At 35.3% G+C, this 15,434-nt stretch carries 19 protein-coding genes; 13 read left to right on the top strand and 6 right to left on the bottom strand.

All coding sequences use genetic code 11. From position 1 onward, the window contains the following. Positions 1–286: 286 nt before the first annotated feature. From panD to LS65_RS08570, 10 genes are all read left to right on the top strand, one after another. Positions 287–649, top strand: a complete 363-nt coding sequence (gene panD, locus LS65_RS08610) for an aspartate 1-decarboxylase (protein ID WP_034362253.1) — start codon at positions 287–289, stop codon at positions 647–649. A 2-nt stretch (positions 650–651) separates the two neighbouring features. After that, entirely contained in the window at positions 652–978 is a 327-nt protein-coding gene (locus LS65_RS08605) for a YbaB/EbfC family nucleoid-associated protein (protein ID WP_138129842.1), read from the top strand. Beyond that, a complete protein-coding gene (locus LS65_RS08600) occupies positions 971–2,065 on the top strand; it encodes a PDZ domain-containing protein (RefSeq protein WP_084707930.1) in 1,095 nt (364 codons plus the stop codon). Before LS65_RS08605 ends, LS65_RS08600 begins: the two co-directional genes overlap by 8 nt. Positions 2,066–2,074: 9 nt before the next feature. Continuing rightward, a complete protein-coding gene (locus LS65_RS08595; RefSeq protein ID WP_034362255.1) occupies positions 2,075–2,947 on the top strand; it encodes a polyprenyl synthetase family protein in 873 nt (290 codons plus the stop codon). Continuing rightward, on the top strand, positions 2,944–3,744 hold the full coding sequence (gene surE / locus LS65_RS08590; protein ID WP_034362257.1) for a 5'/3'-nucleotidase SurE: 801 nt from the start codon (positions 2,944–2,946) through the stop codon (positions 3,742–3,744). Before LS65_RS08595 ends, surE begins: the two co-directional genes overlap by 4 nt. Before the next feature lie 7 nt (positions 3,745–3,751). Next, entirely contained in the window at positions 3,752–4,426 is a 675-nt protein-coding gene (locus LS65_RS08585; protein WP_034362259.1) for a ThiF family adenylyltransferase, read from the top strand. Then, positions 4,419–4,568, top strand: coding sequence for a hypothetical protein (locus tag LS65_RS10065; protein WP_201274350.1), 150 nt, complete (start codon positions 4,419–4,421; stop codon positions 4,566–4,568). The genes LS65_RS08585 and LS65_RS10065 overlap by 8 nt, the downstream gene beginning before the upstream one ends. 5 nt (positions 4,569–4,573) lie before the next feature. Next, positions 4,574–5,473 carry a carbon-nitrogen hydrolase gene (locus LS65_RS08580; protein ID WP_034362261.1) on the top strand — a complete coding sequence of 300 codons (900 nt, stop codon included), beginning with the start codon at positions 4,574–4,576 and terminating at the stop codon, positions 5,471–5,473. Between the two features lie 169 nt (positions 5,474–5,642). Continuing rightward, on the top strand, positions 5,643–6,080 hold the full coding sequence (locus tag LS65_RS08575; protein ID WP_034362264.1) for a DUF3015 family protein: 438 nt from the start codon (positions 5,643–5,645) through the stop codon (positions 6,078–6,080). A gap of 80 nt (positions 6,081–6,160) precedes the next feature. Further along, positions 6,161–8,143 carry an Lnb N-terminal periplasmic domain-containing protein gene (locus LS65_RS08570; RefSeq protein ID WP_236096686.1) on the top strand — a complete coding sequence of 661 codons (1,983 nt, stop codon included), beginning with the start codon at positions 6,161–6,163 and terminating at the stop codon, positions 8,141–8,143. Between the two features lie 3 nt (positions 8,144–8,146). Here LS65_RS08570 and LS65_RS08565 read toward each other — a convergent pair whose 3' ends face one another. Continuing rightward, the gene (locus tag LS65_RS08565; protein WP_034362266.1) at positions 8,147–8,713 is read right to left on the bottom strand and encodes a DNA-deoxyinosine glycosylase; all 567 of its coding nucleotides are present in this window, start codon (positions 8,711–8,713) and stop codon (positions 8,147–8,149) included. Between the two features lie 216 nt (positions 8,714–8,929). Here LS65_RS08565 and LS65_RS08560 point away from each other — a divergent pair, with 216 nt between their 5' ends. Genes LS65_RS08560 through LS65_RS08550 form a run of 3 tightly spaced genes read left to right on the top strand, consistent with a single transcriptional unit; the run spans position 8,930 to position 10,985 of the window. Then, positions 8,930–9,589 carry an amino acid ABC transporter permease gene (locus tag LS65_RS08560; protein ID WP_034362269.1) on the top strand — a complete coding sequence of 220 codons (660 nt, stop codon included), beginning with the start codon at positions 8,930–8,932 and terminating at the stop codon, positions 9,587–9,589. Continuing rightward, on the top strand, positions 9,589–10,245 hold the full coding sequence (locus tag LS65_RS08555; protein WP_034362271.1) for an amino acid ABC transporter permease: 657 nt from the start codon (positions 9,589–9,591) through the stop codon (positions 10,243–10,245). The genes LS65_RS08560 and LS65_RS08555 overlap by 1 nt, the downstream gene beginning before the upstream one ends. Then, positions 10,242–10,985: an amino acid ABC transporter ATP-binding protein gene (locus LS65_RS08550; RefSeq protein ID WP_419471486.1), complete on the top strand. Its 744-nt coding sequence runs from the start codon at positions 10,242–10,244 to the stop codon at positions 10,983–10,985. The genes LS65_RS08555 and LS65_RS08550 overlap by 4 nt, the downstream gene beginning before the upstream one ends. A gap of 22 nt (positions 10,986–11,007) precedes the next feature. Here LS65_RS08550 and LS65_RS08545 read toward each other — a convergent pair whose 3' ends face one another. Genes LS65_RS08545 through LS65_RS08525 form a run of 5 tightly spaced genes read right to left on the bottom strand, consistent with a single transcriptional unit; the run spans position 11,008 to position 15,424 of the window. Next, on the bottom strand, positions 11,008–11,583 hold the full coding sequence (locus tag LS65_RS08545; RefSeq protein WP_052061099.1) for a TetR/AcrR family transcriptional regulator: 576 nt from the start codon (positions 11,581–11,583) through the stop codon (positions 11,008–11,010). Position 11,584: 1 nt separating this feature from the next. Then, positions 11,585–12,676: an ABC transporter permease gene (locus LS65_RS08540; protein ID WP_201274349.1), complete on the bottom strand. Its 1,092-nt coding sequence runs from the start codon at positions 12,674–12,676 to the stop codon at positions 11,585–11,587. Beyond that, complete coding sequence (locus tag LS65_RS08535; RefSeq protein WP_034360389.1) at positions 12,676–13,785, bottom strand: ABC transporter permease; 1,110 nt, start codon at positions 13,783–13,785, stop codon at positions 12,676–12,678. Before LS65_RS08535 ends, LS65_RS08540 begins: the two co-directional genes overlap by 1 nt. Then, positions 13,782–14,540, bottom strand: coding sequence for an ABC transporter ATP-binding protein (locus tag LS65_RS08530; RefSeq protein WP_052060941.1), 759 nt, complete (start codon positions 14,538–14,540; stop codon positions 13,782–13,784). The genes LS65_RS08535 and LS65_RS08530 overlap by 4 nt, the downstream gene beginning before the upstream one ends. Next, entirely contained in the window at positions 14,537–15,424 is an 888-nt protein-coding gene (locus LS65_RS08525) for an ABC transporter ATP-binding protein (RefSeq protein WP_034360395.1), read from the bottom strand. The genes LS65_RS08530 and LS65_RS08525 overlap by 4 nt, the downstream gene beginning before the upstream one ends. Positions 15,425–15,434 lie beyond the last annotated feature (10 nt).

The following is a 15,434-nucleotide window of genomic DNA, read 5'->3' as shown; positions in this document are numbered from 1 at the left end:
CAAAACCTCATAAAAATAGCTAAAACCTACAAGAAGAGACTAGAAGCTCAATCAAATGGGAGTGAAATACTACAAAATGAAGACTTAAAGTGGGCTTAAATTATTTATATTTCATCATCTTAAGATATTTTGGATTTGATTCCTTACCTCATATCCCACAAACTAAAGCTAATGTTTAATACAAAATATTTTAGAAAGAATTAAAATATTGTTTTACATACTCTTTCTTTTTATGCTAAAATCACATTTTAAAACATTTATAGAATCTTAACCAATAAGGTTTCCTATGCAATTTGAAATGCTTTATTCAAAAATTCATCGTGCCAGAGTAAGCGATGCAAATTTAAACTATGTCGGCTCAATCACAATCGACAAAGAACTTGCAACAAGTGCAAAACTTCTAGCAGGTATGAAAGTAGAGATTCTCGACATTAATAACGGCAAACGCTTTAATACCTATGTAATTTATGGCGACAAAAAAGGCGAGATATGCCTTAATGGGGCGGCAGCACGCAAAGTGCAAGTGGGTGATGTAATTATCATCGTAGCCTATGCCTCTTATACTCAAGATGAGCTTACAACCTATAAACCTACTATCGTGCAGGTGGGTGAAAACAATGAGATTCTATCTATCACAAACGAGGTATAATGATGCTTGACCCAAATCAAATTGGAGCAATGCTTGGCTCTATGCAGGATTCAATAAAAGAATTAGAAGAAAAAAACAAACAAACAATACTCACTGCAAAAAGTGGCGGTGGGCTCATTAGTATCAGTGCAAATGGGAGTGGGGAGGTAATTGATATAAGCATTGATGATAGCCTCCTTGAAGACAAAGAATCTTTGCAGATTCTCCTTATAAGTGCGTTTAATGACCTCTGCAAAAATATTGAAAATAATCGCCAATCAAGTGCCTTGAATCTTCTTAACGGACTTGGTGGAGGATTCAATATTTTTGGTGGAAAACCAAATGCTTAATTCACATTCTTTAAGATATTCTACACACTTATATGCTTATACATTGTCTGTGTGTTTGATTGCTCTTTTTTTTTGCAACACACCTCTACTAAGTTATGATTACACACATTGCGTAAAGTACTTTAAAGCCGCGAGCACTCCTATTGGTTCAAGCTATGCCATTAGTCTAAAAAGTGGCACGCAACAACACCACATTATGTATTCACCCACTACTCCACGTAATGTCAAGATTCTTAAAGCTGACCCTTTCATTGGGCTTTACCTCATCTCTGCACCACGCACAAAGCAAAGCTACGAATTACTTCCACTTGATGCACGCACACTCGCGGATAAGAATCTTGCCTTCATTAATGCAAATACTAAAGTGCATACAGGACATATCACCAAACGTCAAAGCGGTTTTATCGATTATGCAAGATTCTCTGCTCCCACGCAACCAAATAGTGTTTTAGGTAATATTTGCTACCAAATCTATGGCATAGGAATAGGCAATCAAAAATTTATTGAAAAAAAATATATTGATAGATTCCTTGCACAAAAAACTCCCTACTATGGCGATATAGGCGTGAGATTTGCTTCTAATAAAGCCATTGTAAGCATACTTGACCCTTTTTCTCATAATTCCTTTCAAGTAGGAGATGAGATTCTCTCCATTAATGGCACAAAACCACATAACAGCAATGAGGCTGAATGGCTCATAAGCAATCTCAAAAAAGGCTCACTCGCTAAAGTGCTTGTTAAACGCAATGGCAAGACTTTACAGATAAATGCTAAAGTCAATCAACGTTATGGCGGATTTTTGCTCAAGGAAAGTTTCTTAGAACGTTTTGGCATACATCTTGATGATAATATGGTCATTCAATCCATTAATCCTGCATTAGCTGGTCGTTTCTCTGAGCTAAGGGCAAATGATAAAATCATATGGATTAATAAAGAACCAATCATCACAGAATCTACAGACACTGCATATAAACGCTTTGAACGACTAAAATATCTCCTTTCCAAGACACAATTTGACGAGCGATTTGAAGGCAAAATACAGCTTTTGATTATGCGTGATAATCTCGAGATTTTTATTAAAGTTTAGGAGGATATAATGCAACAAGATATTACGGAGATTCTAAACAATTTTGAATCTTTTCTTATCTCTCAAGCACCTAAGATTCCAAATTTTCACCCGCATTATGAATATGCACTGTGGGAAATGATGAAAAATGGTGGCAAACGTTTTCGCCCTGCGCTTGTATTTTGTATTGTAAATGCCTTATCTCCGCAAATGGTCAAAAATGCTTTTCTTCCAGCACTTAGCATAGAATGCATTCATACATATTCTCTTATCCACGATGATTTGCCTTGTATGGATAATGCTCCATTGCGGCGAGGAAATGCTACTCTGCATACGAAATATGATGAAACCCTTGCCCTACTTGTAGGTGATGGACTAAATACTGATGCCTTTTATCTTTTAACTCAAGCGCGTTTAGACCCAAATACTCGTTTGGAACTCATTCAATCTCTCTCACTTAATGCTGGTATTGGTGGTATGGTGCTAGGACAGGTGCTTGATTGTGCATTTGAAAAAACTAAACTCTCTCTTAGCCAACTTAAAACTATTCATCTTAACAAAACTGCTAAACTCATTGCCACCTCATTACAATTTGGTGCAATTATTGCTCACGCCCCAAAAGAACTTAACTTATCACTTTATGAATTTGGTTTAAAGCTTGGTATCTATTTTCAATTACGCGATGACATTATTGATGTATGCCTTGATTCACAACAAGCAGGCAAAACAACACAAAATGATACATATAAAAATAGTTACGTAAATCTTCTTGGATTAGAAGGTGCTAAGGCAGAATTCCGCACACAAAAAATGCATTTACAAGATAAAATTGCACAATTTGACAACACAATCAGCAAAAATCTCAACGCACTTTTACAAGACTACTTTAAGGAGATTAAATGAAGAGGATTCTGCTTACAAATGATGATGGGTTTGAATCAAGTGGCTTACTTGCACTCAAAGATGCTCTAAAGAATCTTGCGCATATTATGGTAGTCGCTCCGGCAAATGAAAAGTCTGCTTGTGGGCACGGACTTACTTTAACGCGTCCCCTTCATTTTGTGCAAATTGATGATGATTTTTATAAACTTGAAGATGGCACACCAAGCGATTGTGTGTATTTGGCACTTAACACACTCTACAAAGAGGGGTATAAGCCCGATTTAGTGATTTCTGGCATTAATCTAGGCTCAAATATGGGAGAGGATATAACTTATTCTGGCACAATCGCAGGAGCTATGGAAGCGTGCATTCAGGGTGTGCCCTCCATAGCTATATCACAAGTAATACAAGATATGAATCGCTCAAAACATCTTGATTTTTCACTTGCAAAAACCTGCATTGTAAATATTGTGAAAATGATTTTTGACAAGGGTTTTCCATTAGGAGAGCGCAAATTGCTTAATATTAATGTGCCTTATATCAAGCCAAAAGAATGCAAGGGTTATAAAATCACGCAAATGGGATATAGAATCTATGCCGATGAAGCTCATTTGCACCGCAATCCACGAGGACAGGAATATTATTGGCTAGGCTTACACCCATTACAATGGGAAGAACGAAGTGATACTCCATATACTAATGGCTCGGATTTTAAAGCGATTAATGAAAATTACATCTCTATTACACCAATCAAACTTGATATGACAAGCTATGAAGATAGCACGAAGCTTTCTTCGTGGATTCAAACAATAAATTGAGAACAAAATGGCTGAATTAATAGATAGATATACAAGAACACGCATTCTTTTTGGCAATGCCTTTGAACACATACAAAATAAAAAAGTAATTGTCTTTGGTGTAGGTGGTGTAGGAGGATTTGTGGTAGATTGTCTCTATCGCAGTGGTTTAAAAAATATTACGATTGTAGATAAAGATTGCTTTGATGTTACAAATCAGAATCGTCAAATCGGATCAGAACATCTCAATATGCCAAAGGTAGAAGTTCTAACGCAAATATATGAGGGTATCACACCTATACAAGAGCGTGTAGATAAGGTATTTCTAACACAATTTGATATTATGAAGTTTGATTACATTATTGATGCAATTGATGATATTTATGCAAAAGTAGAAATTGCTAAAATCGCTTCAAACAAACCATTTGGTAAATATATTGTCTCTACTGGAAGTGCAAAAAAACTCAATCCCTTACAGATTCAAGTAAGTAGCATTTGGAAAACCTATGGTGATAAATTTGCACGAAAATTTCGCGATCATTTAAAAAAAGCTGACATTAAAAAGCCTTTTAAGGCAGTATTCAGCCCTGAAGTGCCAAAATGCAAAAATTTAGGAAGTTTTAGTGCAGTAACTGCAAGTTTTGGACTGACTATTGCAAGTGAAATTATACAACATATAATCAAGGAGGAACATTATGCGTGATGACTATGAAGATTATGAAGATGAAGATTATAACCAAGATGAGGATTTTGACTATTTTGATGACGAAGATGAAGGCATCTCATCAAATAACTATGATGACGATGACTACGAGAATCCTGATAGTGAATATGATGATGAGTAAAAAATATGCATACATATAACACACCCTCAAACCTCAAAGTTGCCCTTTTACAGCAATCCTATACAGGTGATAGACAGAGTATGATAGAAAAAAGTGCCACAATGATAGCACAGGCAAAAAAAGGTGGAGCACAACTTGTATGCCTACAAGAACTCCATACACGTGAATATTTTTGCCAAAGTGAGAATCCGCATTTTTTTGACTATGCAGCGGATTTTAACAAAGATATTGCCTATTTTAGTGCCCTTGCAAAAAAACACAATATTGTCTTACTGACTTCGCTCTTTGAACGGCGCACTGCTGGACTATATCATAACACAGCAGTTGTATTTGAATCTAATGGCGACATTGCTGGAAAATACCGCAAAATGCACATTCCTGATGACCCACAATTTTATGAAAAATTCTACTTTACACCTGGTGATTTAGGCTTTGAACCAATTCAAACAAGTGTAGGAAAGCTTGGTGTGCTTATCTGTTGGGATCAATGGTATCCCGAAGCTGCGCGCATTATGGCTCTCAAAGGAGCGCAAATGCTTATTTATCCTACTGCAATTGGTTGGTTTGATGAAGATGAGGCACAAGAAAAACAATATCAAAAAGATGCGTGGATAGCAGTGCAAAGAGGACATAGTGTTGCAAATGGATTACCTACAATGGCAATTAACCGCGTGGGTTTTGAATCTGATAGCAGTAAAGTAGGAAATGGCATACGATTTTGGGGAGGAAGTTTTGTATTTGGCGCACAAGGTGAGCTAATTGCAGAAGCGAGTGAGGACAAAGAAGAAATACTCTTCGCCGATATTGATTTAGCTAGAAGCGAGGAAGTGCGTCGTATGTGGCCATTTTTGCGTGATAGACGCATAGAATCTTATAAGCCCATTTTAAAAAGATTCTGCTTGTAAGGGATTAGGTCATAAAACCCTACAAGACAATCTTTCTTACCCTTACTTAATTTTATCCCTTTCCTTATTGAGCACAAAATTATATAAGATTTTAATATTTAGCTTAGTTGTTTTTAGATACAATAGATGCGTTTCTTCAAGGAACAAAATTTCCCATAAAGGATAAATAATGAAAAAAATTCTTGCTAGTGTAGCACTTAGCGCAAGTTTAGTAAGCGGTGCATTTGCAGCAGCAAATAGCAATACAGGTTGTGGTCTTGGTTCAATGCTTATTGATAAGCAAGGTCTTATTTGGAATTTATTTCAAATAACAACAAATGACTCAACAGGAACTCAAACTTTTGGTATTACTTCTGGAACTTCAGGTTGTAAATCTGGCAAAATCGTAATGGATAGCCGCACACAAGAGTTTGTAGCTGCGAATATGGATGCTCTTTCACAAGAAATTGCACAAGGTAGAGGCGAACACCTTGATACACTCGTAGAATTACTTAATGTAAGCGATAAAGAATCCTTCAAAGTGGCACTACAAGAAAACTATCACAAACTCTACACAAGCAAAGATGCTCAAAGCGCAGATGTTCTTGATGGTGTAGCAAGCTTATAATCTTACAATATACACAAAGTCTTAGCACTTTGTGTATATCAACTTCATTTTATTTATCTTTCTTACTTTTGAGGTTATCATTGACTTATCACCATATCTTTTTACGCACCTTATTTTTTATATGCTTCTGTGTCTATACACAAGCTTTTGCGACAACACAAGACACCATTCAATCCCTCATTACTCAAGCTAAATCTAAAAATCTTGCAGATTCTAAAGAATGGAAAGATTTACTGCATATTGATAAAAATAAAAGCGAAATTATCTCTCCTTATTTTTTTCTCACTCCACTTGATAAAATACACTCAAAAAATCTCACACAAGATGAGCTAGAATCTACCATTCGTGCTTTTTATCAGCCTGTCTCTGAAGTTATCGTGCCTGAAGCAATCAAGCAAAAGCGTCTTAGACAAATCCAGGAATATGAAGAACATAATATTAAGCTCCCTACGCGCTCTATCCAACCACAGGATTATCACGCACTTTGTCGCTTCCCTGCACGTTTTGCTTTTCTATCAAAGCATCTTGATTTTACACATTTGCCAAATGTATATTGTGCAGATTTTAAAGAAATGCGTGATTATATCACCCCAACCAAAGCAAGCATTATTTTTCCTTCCGCTCATATCAACTCCCCTGCTTCAATGTTTGGACATACATTTTTACTCTTAGATTCTAGCTTTCAATCACGGCTTCTTGCCTTTGCTATTAATTATCAAGCTGATGCTGACCCAAGCCAAACCAATGCCATAAGCTTTGCCTTCAATGGACTTTTTGGATTATATACAGGGAGCTATTCTATTTTGCCCTATTATGATAAAATCAAAGAATATTCAAATGTAGAATCACGCGATATGTGGGAATATGAACTCAATCTCACACAAGAAGAAATCACACAGCTTTATAATCATATTTGGGAGCTAAGTGATGCATTTAGTTGGTATTACTTCTTCGACCGTAATTGCTCATACAACATTCTTTGGCTTCTTGAAGTCGCTCGTCCAAGTCTGCATTTGCGCGATAAATTCATCTATCAAGTCAATCCACCTGAAACACTTTTTACTCTGCAAAATGCCAATCTCATCACCAATATCACCTATCGCCCTAGCAAACGAGCCAAACTTCTTTCTTATGAAAAAGTAATGAGTAACGCTCAAGTCTCACTTGCTAAATCCCTTGCCAAAGGCACAAAAGAACCAAAAGATATTTTGCATAACCCTAAATTAAACACTCAAAATAAACAATACATTTTAGAATCTGCCATTGAACTAAGTGAATATCGCTTTCTTAAAGGCAAACTTGATAAAGAACAATATACACAAATTGCCCATAATCTTGCCTCTACTCGCTCTACTCTTGGCTCAAATACACCGCCTTCTTTACCCACACCCTCAAATCCACTAGAAGGTAATCAAAGTCTTAGAGTTACTCCTATACTTCTCGCTAACAAACAAGGGTTGCACCCCGCGCTTGATTTCAGAATCGCTTATCACGACCTCACTGACAACGACAAAGGCTACCTTAAAGGTGCGCAAATTGAATTTATGCGCCTTTTGGGATACTATGACACAAGCAAGACACACATGCACTCACTCACATTGCACGAACTCAATATCCTCTCCATTGCTTCAATCGCACAGATGAGTAAATTTTTTAAGCCATTTTCTTATCGGCTTGAAACCGGATTTAATCGCACTTTCAATGATGATTCTTTACATTATTTTGCGGCACTTGGGGGAGGACTATCTCTTAATTTTTGGAATCTTGGATATGGATATTATTTACTTGAACCAACCTTTTTTCTTGATAAATTTAATCATTCTAGTTTTAGCCTCAATCAAGTATTTGGGCTTATTTTGCAAAATGACAATGCTTTCAAAGTTACTTTTGAATACAAGTTTAAAACCTATACTCTCACGCATTTTAGCCATTCCCTTGATAGCACTTTAAGTATTAATCTTAAGCAAAATCTCGCCTTACTTGCAAAAGCACAGATTCTCAAAAATGATATGTCCCATTCCTTGCAACCCACTTCAATGCTAGGCGTAAGGCTTTATTTTTAGATTCTATACATAATTGAGCATAACACGCCACGAATCTACAAGTTTTTCAAGACTATATCGTGCATTTGCGGGACTTGATGAAGGAAGTAAAAACACTTTTATTTCTTGTGTTTCACACATTTGTGAGCCAAAAAATCGTATAAAAAGCTCATATGCCTTGCGTCCATTACAAAAAATAGCGCGAATTTGTGCTTGGGAGAGAATCACGGATAAATCATTTGGTTTGGCATTACTCAAAGTGCTATCACTAGAATTACAAATATCACACTCGCGCACAATATCCCACAGGGCGATATGATGTGTGAGTAAAAATTGTTTTTTGGCATCTCTGTCTTGCGCTCTTATGTCAATTTCAGGAGCAAAAAGTGTAGCAAGAATGCGCCAAAAACGATTGTGTGAATGCGCATAATAAAATTGCTCATCGCGTGAAATTACAGAGGGAAATGAACCTAAAATCAATACACGCGAATACTCATCAAACACAGGAGCAAATGGGTGAATGAGGTGTATTTTTTGTATTTGAGGTTTAGGCACTTTTTTGTATTGTGCATTTTCATTTGTATTTTTCATTCTTTGATATTTTCCCTGCTTTATATTCCTCCATAGGCTCTCCCCAATTTATAAATCCATACATCAAAAAAACATTAAACAAAAATGCAACATTGCACTTGCAAAACTTGGATTAAATAGCCGAGTATAGCACTCTGAAGCTTTGTTTGCAATAAACCTGTCTATGAATTTAATAATTATCTATATAATGTCGCTTTAAAATATCAAAGGGAGAATATGCTAGATTTTGACTTTATGCACCAATGTGTGCCTCTTTTTAGCAAAGCTCTCTCCCTTACACTCTACATTTCCTTTTTTGGCATTTTACTTTCACTTATTATTGGTTTTATAAGTGCGTGGATTCTATTTTTAAAAGTGCCATTTTTACGCGTAATTGTAGTGATTTATGTAGAGTTAGCACGCAATACGCCTCTGCTTATTCAACTCTTTTTTCTCTACTATGGACTGCATAATATCACAGGCATAAATCTTAATGAGTATGTTTGTGCCATTGCTGGCTTAGCTTTTCTTGGTGGTGGATATATGTGTGAGAGCTTTCGCACAGGATTAGAATCTATCCCCACTTCACAAATACAAAGCGCACAAGCACTTGGATTGCAATCTCACCAAATGATGTTTTATGTTATCTTGCCTCAATCTCTTAGCGTGGCTTTGCCCTCTGTAGGAGCAAATATCATTTTTCTTTTAAAAGAAACTTCGGTTGTAAGCGTCATCGCACTAGCAGATGTTATGTTTGTGGCAAAAGATATCATCACGCAATATTACAAAACCAATGAAGCACTTGTAATGCTTGTCCTTTGCTATCTTATAGTGCTTTTGCCACTCTCTATAATTTTTTCACTCCTTGAGCGATTCTATAAAAAGCGAGTATTGTAATGGAAATATTTTTTATTGGCTCAAACTTTACTCGGCTTTTACAAGGTATGCTTCTCACACTTGAAATTGCACTCATCTCTATTATTTTTGCAACATTTGGCGGATTATTTTTGGGTTTTATAATGACTTTAAAAAGCCTTATTATACGCGGAATATGTAGATTCTATCTTGAATGTGTGCGTATTATCCCTATCCTTGCTTGGCTTTTTATCGTATTTTTTGGTATTTCACAGCAATTTGATATTAATCTTAGTGCAATTTCAAGCGCAATTATTGTCTTTAGCCTGTGGGGCATAGCAGAGGTAGGAGATTTGGTGCGGGGAGCAATTACTTCACTCCCTAAACATCAAACACAAAGCGCGCAAGCACTTGGATTGCAACAATGGCAAATTATGTGCTATATTATCTTACCTCAAGCATTACAAAGGCTTTTACCCTCAATTATTTCACTCTCTACGCGTATGATTAAAACGACTTCGCTTGTAGCATTACTAGGAGTTGTGGATTTACTCAAGGTCGGACAACAAATTATAGAACTCAATAAATCCAATCCAAATGCAAGTTTTTGGGTTTATGGGGGAATTTTTTGCACTTATTTTATCTTATGCTATCCGCTTTCATACTTAAGTAAAATTTTGGAGAAAAAATATCAATGAAATCAATGCCCTTGCTTAATATTTCTGCTCTTAAAAAAACTTATGATGGCAAACATTTTGTGCTTAATGATATTTCTATGCAGGTGCAAAAAGGTGAAGTCATAGTGATTTTAGGAGCAAGTGGTTGTGGCAAAAGCACATTTTTGCGCTGTATCAATGGATTAGAATCTACCCAAAGTGGCAAGATTATATTTAATGGAGAAATAATTAATCACCCAAAGGCAAAATGGAGCAAAATCCGCCAACGCATTGGTATGGTATTTCAAAGTTATGATTTGTTCCCTCATATGAGTGTAATGGAGAATGTTTTGCTCGGTCCTATAAAAGTGCAAAAACGCAATAAAGATGAAGTAATGGTTCAAGCACAAAATCTCCTATCACGCGTAGGACTAGCTCATAAAAGCAATGCCCAACCAAAAGAACTAAGTGGGGGACAAAAGCAACGTGTAGCAATCGTGCGCGCACTCTGTATGAATCCAGAGATTATACTTTTTGATGAAGTAACAGCTTCACTTGACCCTGAAATGGTAAAAGAAGTGCTAGAGGTGATACTAGAGCTTGCAAATGAGGGTATGACGATGCTTATTGTAACACACGAAATGCGCTTTGCTCAAAAAGTCGCGGATAGAATCTGTTTTTTTGATGAGGGCAAACTGATTGAAGAATCTACACCACAAGAGTTTTTTAGCGCACCCAAAAGCCAAAGGGCACAAAAATTCCTTAATGTCTTTGAACTTTAAAATATTAAAATAAAGGTGTGAATTACCGCTTTATACCATTGAGAAAAAGTTTAAAAGCGTGAGTAAAATAATCTTCTTTATCTGTCATTTGCACAACTTGTTCTAACATTTTTTTATGTGTAACATAAAAATTAAGCATACTAAGCAGTGAAACACACGCATATTTTACATTCAAATCCTCTCTAAAAATCCCTTGTGTAATGCCTTTTTCAATAGTGCCTTTGACAAATGTAAAAATCTTGATACTATAATTTTGAGCCACAAATTCAAAAAAAGGACTAGGAATAAGTTTTGCCAAAAACAAACTGCGACACTCATCTTGTGTGTAATGCTGTATGAATTTAAAATAATCCTCCAAACATTGCAAGGCTGATTCACTCTTTTTATTCTCTTCAATAAATGCAAGTATTGGCTTAAAACTTTCTTCTATAATTGCTTTAAACAATCCCTCTTTGCTACCAAAATAATATGCTATCATAGAGAGATTTACTCCTGCTTTAGATGTAATCTCTCTTGTTGATGTTGCCGTATAACCTTTATGTGCAAAAATATCAGTAGCTATTTTCATAATATGCTCTTTTGTATTTTTTTGTGCCATTTTATTCTCTCTTTTTATAAGACATCACTGCCCAAAGATTTAATACCCCCGCAAAAAGGAGCAAGGCTATAAAATTATGCCAAATATCAGAAAATGTGCTACCTTTGAGAAATATAAGACGTAAAGATTCCATAAAATAGCGTAAGGGATTAATATAAGTAAAATAATACGCCCAGTCAGGCATTGACTTAATAGAGGTAAAAAGTCCGCTCATTAATACCAAAATTAACATAAAGAAAAATATCACAAACATCGCTTGTTGCATTGTGTGAGAATAATTTGAAATAATAAGTCCAAGCCCAGTTACGACAAAAATATAACCTAACGCAAAAAGATAAATTAACAAATAACTCCCCTTTGCCACAAGTCCATAAAGCAAAAATGCAAATAAAAAGCACAAACTCAAGACAATAAATCCAATAGTCCAATAAGGAATAAGTTTTGAAACAATGAAAGCAAATTTTGATATAGGCGTTACATTTATCTGCTCAATATTGCCCTTCTCCTTCTCGCCTACGATATTAAACGCTGGTAAAAATCCGCACAGAAGTGTCAAAACCATAGCTAAAAGTGCCGGAATCATATAGATTTTATAATCCAAATATGGATTGAAACGATATAAGCTTAGTATTTCTGCACTTTGAATCTGCTCTACAACGCTCATTTTTTCTTTTGCAAAACCCATAATGATACTACTCAAATATCCTGAACCAAGCGAACCTTTAATGCCATTTGTGGCATTAGCATAAATGCCAAGATATGCTTTATGCTCTTTAAAAATTCTACTCTCAAAATATTGAGGAAATTCTAAAATAATATCGCACTCATTTGTATCAATGCAATGATATGCCTCTTTTATACCTTTTGCAGAAAGCATAATATTAAAATATGGTGATGAGGAAATTTTCATAATAAGCTCTTTTGATGTGCTACTTTTATCAAAATCTACAATCCCAATATTGATATTTTTAATCTCCATATTTGTAGCCCAAGGTAAAACTAAAATCACCATTATGGGAAATATAAAAATTAATTTAGGCAAAAATTTATTGCGAAAAATTTGCTTAAACTCCTTTTGAATTAAAAATAGCATTATGCCAACCTCATCTTAAAAGTCTTAAGACTAACCAAAAGAATAATAAAAAGCATAGCGCATAAAATGCAGGTTTCTTTAATGACATAGCTAAAGCCAAGCCCTGCAATCATAATCTTTTTTACACCAATAATAAACCATTTTGTAGGAATAATATGAGAAACATATTGCAAGATAAGCGGCATAGATTCAGTAGGAAAAAGCATACCAGATAATGTGATAATGGGCATCATAAAAAGCACACCACAAACAAGCATTGCAACGATTTGAGTTTGTGCGATATTTGATACCAAAAGCCCTATACTTAAAGTTAATGCAATATACAACATACAGAATCCAAGAAGCAAAACTAGATTCCCTGCAATTTTTAACTCAAGTGCAAATACGCAAACAAGCAGCACTGCAACTAAACTCACACAAGAGATTACAAAATAAGGAATAATTTTTGCCACAATCATAAATATAGGTTTCACAGGTGAAACAAGCACTATCTCCATACTCCCCTGCTCTTTTTCACGCACAATAGAAATTGAAGTCATCATCGCACAAATAAGCATTAATATCATTCCAAGCAATCCGGGAACAAAATTATATGCACTTTTACCCTGCGGATTAAAAAGCATTGTAGTAAGCGGTATAATTGGTGTTTGCAAATGTATCTGAGTATATTGTGTCATTGTATGTGAGATGATATTAAGTGCATACATATTTACTATGTTTGCTCGATTCGGATCGCTTGCATCAAGTATGATTTGCACTTGTTGTGTGCGCCCAAAATCATGTCCAAAAACAAGTGCCATATCAATAACATTTGTATTAAAAATTGTTTCTAGCTGCTTTTTAGAATCTATATATTCTATAAAATCAAAATAATTGCTCTCTGCAAAAGCGTGAGTGATACTTTTACTTAAGTCATCACGGCTCAAATCAAGCACTGCAAACTTTACATTATTTACTTCAGTATTGAGCGCAAATCCAAAAAGTAGAATCTGCACGATAGGCATAAGTAACAATATCATCATCGTGCGCACATCACGTGTGATATGATAAAATTCCTTTTTTATAAAAGCATAAAAAGCTTGTGTTTTGCCATTATGACTAAACTTCATACGCCACTTCTTTTTGCATTTTTAGCAATATGATAAAACACATCATTCATACTTTGTTTGCCAAATTGACTTTTTAGCTCACTTGGAGTGCCTAAGGCATTAATTTTTCCATCAACCATAATGCTTACTCTATGGCAATACTCTGCCTCGTCCATATAATGCGTAGTTACAAAAATAGAAGTGCCATTTTGTGCTGCCTCATATATAAGCTCCCAAAACTGCCGCCGCACAATAGGATCAACGCCACCTGTTGGCTCATCAAGAAAAATAATTTGAGGATTATGAAAATTTGCCACGCAAAAAGCAAGTTTTTGTTTCCAACCAAGAGGAAGCTTACCCACAAATTCATTTTTTTGTTCTATGAGTGAAAAACGCTCTAAAAACATATCAATTCGTTGTTTTATTTCTTTTTCTTTCACACCATAAATCTTGCCAAAAAAATACATATTTTCCCACACTTTTAAATCATCGTAAAGAGAAAATTTTTGACTCATATAGCCTATATTTTGCTTGATTTTTTCATTTTGTGTATTAATATCAAAACCAGCCACACTACCTTGCCCATCACTTGGCATACTTAAACCACATAAAATCTTCATTGCTGTTGTTTTTCCTGCACCATTTGCACCCAAAAAGCCAAAAATTTCACCCTTTTTGACATCAAAACTAATGTTATCCACTGCCACAAAATCACCGAATTTTTTTGTGAGATTGCTCACTTCTATAACTTTTTTTATTACAACTTCATTCATCATAAAAGCTCCATAAAGCAATCCTCTATTGTGGCTTTTATCTCTTTTATGTCAGCTTTATTAAAAGGCTCAAGCTTTAGAATCTGCTCTAAGGGAATATGCTCCTTAAACACAATATGATAACTCTGCCCAAATAAAAAGCAAGAATACACAAAATCACATTGTCGTATCCGCATAAGCTCATTTGGCGATATATTTTTACACTCAAAGATTCTATATGGAAAATGCTCACATATATTTTGAGGTGTATCAAGGCTTAGAATCTTGCCATTAGACATAAAAGCGATTGTATCACATAGATTTGCCTCGTCCATATAAGGTGTGGATACAATGATGCTCATTTGAGATTTTAGTTCCTGCAAAATATCCCAAAACTCTTGCCTACTTACCACATCTACACCTGTAGTAGGCTCATCAAGAAATAGAATCTGTGGCTTATGAATAAGTGTGCAACAAAGAGCTAATTTTTGCTTCATACCGCCAGAAAGTGCGCCTGCTTTGCGTGTTTTAAAAGGCTCTAGGGCACGATAGATATTTTTAATCAAATCATAATGCTCCTCAATACTTGTATTAAAAATATGTGCAAAAAACGTGAGATTTTCTTCCACGCTTAAATCCGTATAAAGGCTAAAATTACCCGGCATATAACCCACAATCTCTCTAATTTTTACATAATCTTTGACCACATCTAAACCTGCCACATTACATTTTCCACTATCTGCTAAAATAAGCGTAGTGAAGATTCTAAAAAGTGTGCTTTTACCCGCCCCATCAGCCCCAATAATTCCAAAAAGCTCATTTGCACTCACTTTAAAATTTATATCATCTAGCACTTTAAGGCTACCAAAGCTTTTGCTAATATGGGAAGCACTTAGCACATATTGCATACTTTTATCC

It is taken from the genome of Helicobacter japonicus (genome assembly GCF_000762845.2).
Taxonomy (GTDB): Bacteria; Campylobacterota; Campylobacteria; order Campylobacterales; family Helicobacteraceae; genus Helicobacter_C; species Helicobacter_C japonicus.
The sequence above is the reverse complement of the archived record's forward strand: the minus strand, read 5'-3'. Positions and strand labels throughout refer to the sequence as shown.

Bases quoted from the DNA above. Each gene is read 5' to 3' on its own strand.
- LS65_RS08545 (WP_052061099.1), bottom strand. From the start codon at position 11,583: ATGGCACAAAAAAATACAAAAGAGCATATTATGAAAATAGCTACTGAT.
- panD (WP_034362253.1), top strand. From the start codon at position 287: ATGCAATTTGAAATGCTTTATTCAAAAATTCATCGTGCCAGAGTAAGC.
- surE (WP_034362257.1), top strand. From the start codon at position 2,944: ATGAAGAGGATTCTGCTTACAAATGATGATGGGTTTGAATCAAGTGGC.
- LS65_RS08525 (WP_034360395.1), bottom strand. From the start codon at position 15,424: ATGCAATATGTGCTAAGTGCTTCCCATATTAGCAAAAGCTTTGGTAGC.
- LS65_RS08600 (WP_084707930.1), top strand. From the start codon at position 971: ATGCTTAATTCACATTCTTTAAGATATTCTACACACTTATATGCTTAT.
- LS65_RS08605 (WP_138129842.1), top strand. From the start codon at position 652: ATGCTTGACCCAAATCAAATTGGAGCAATGCTTGGCTCTATGCAGGAT.
- LS65_RS08580 (WP_034362261.1), top strand. From the start codon at position 4,574: ATGCATACATATAACACACCCTCAAACCTCAAAGTTGCCCTTTTACAG.
- LS65_RS08540 (WP_201274349.1), bottom strand. From the start codon at position 12,676: ATGCTATTTTTAATTCAAAAGGAGTTTAAGCAAATTTTTCGCAATAAA.
- LS65_RS08530 (WP_052060941.1), bottom strand. From the start codon at position 14,540: ATGATGAATGAAGTTGTAATAAAAAAAGTTATAGAAGTGAGCAATCTC.
- LS65_RS08560 (WP_034362269.1), top strand. From the start codon at position 8,930: ATGCTAGATTTTGACTTTATGCACCAATGTGTGCCTCTTTTTAGCAAA.
- LS65_RS08550 (WP_419471486.1), top strand. From the start codon at position 10,242: ATGAAATCAATGCCCTTGCTTAATATTTCTGCTCTTAAAAAAACTTAT.
- LS65_RS08565 (WP_034362266.1), bottom strand. From the start codon at position 8,713: ATGAAAAATACAAATGAAAATGCACAATACAAAAAAGTGCCTAAACCT.
- LS65_RS08585 (WP_034362259.1), top strand. From the start codon at position 3,752: ATGGCTGAATTAATAGATAGATATACAAGAACACGCATTCTTTTTGGC.
- LS65_RS08575 (WP_034362264.1), top strand. From the start codon at position 5,643: ATGAAAAAAATTCTTGCTAGTGTAGCACTTAGCGCAAGTTTAGTAAGC.
- LS65_RS08595 (WP_034362255.1), top strand. From the start codon at position 2,075: ATGCAACAAGATATTACGGAGATTCTAAACAATTTTGAATCTTTTCTT.
- LS65_RS10065 (WP_201274350.1), top strand. From the start codon at position 4,419: ATGCGTGATGACTATGAAGATTATGAAGATGAAGATTATAACCAAGAT.
- LS65_RS08555 (WP_034362271.1), top strand. From the start codon at position 9,589: ATGGAAATATTTTTTATTGGCTCAAACTTTACTCGGCTTTTACAAGGT.
- LS65_RS08535 (WP_034360389.1), bottom strand. From the start codon at position 13,785: ATGAAGTTTAGTCATAATGGCAAAACACAAGCTTTTTATGCTTTTATA.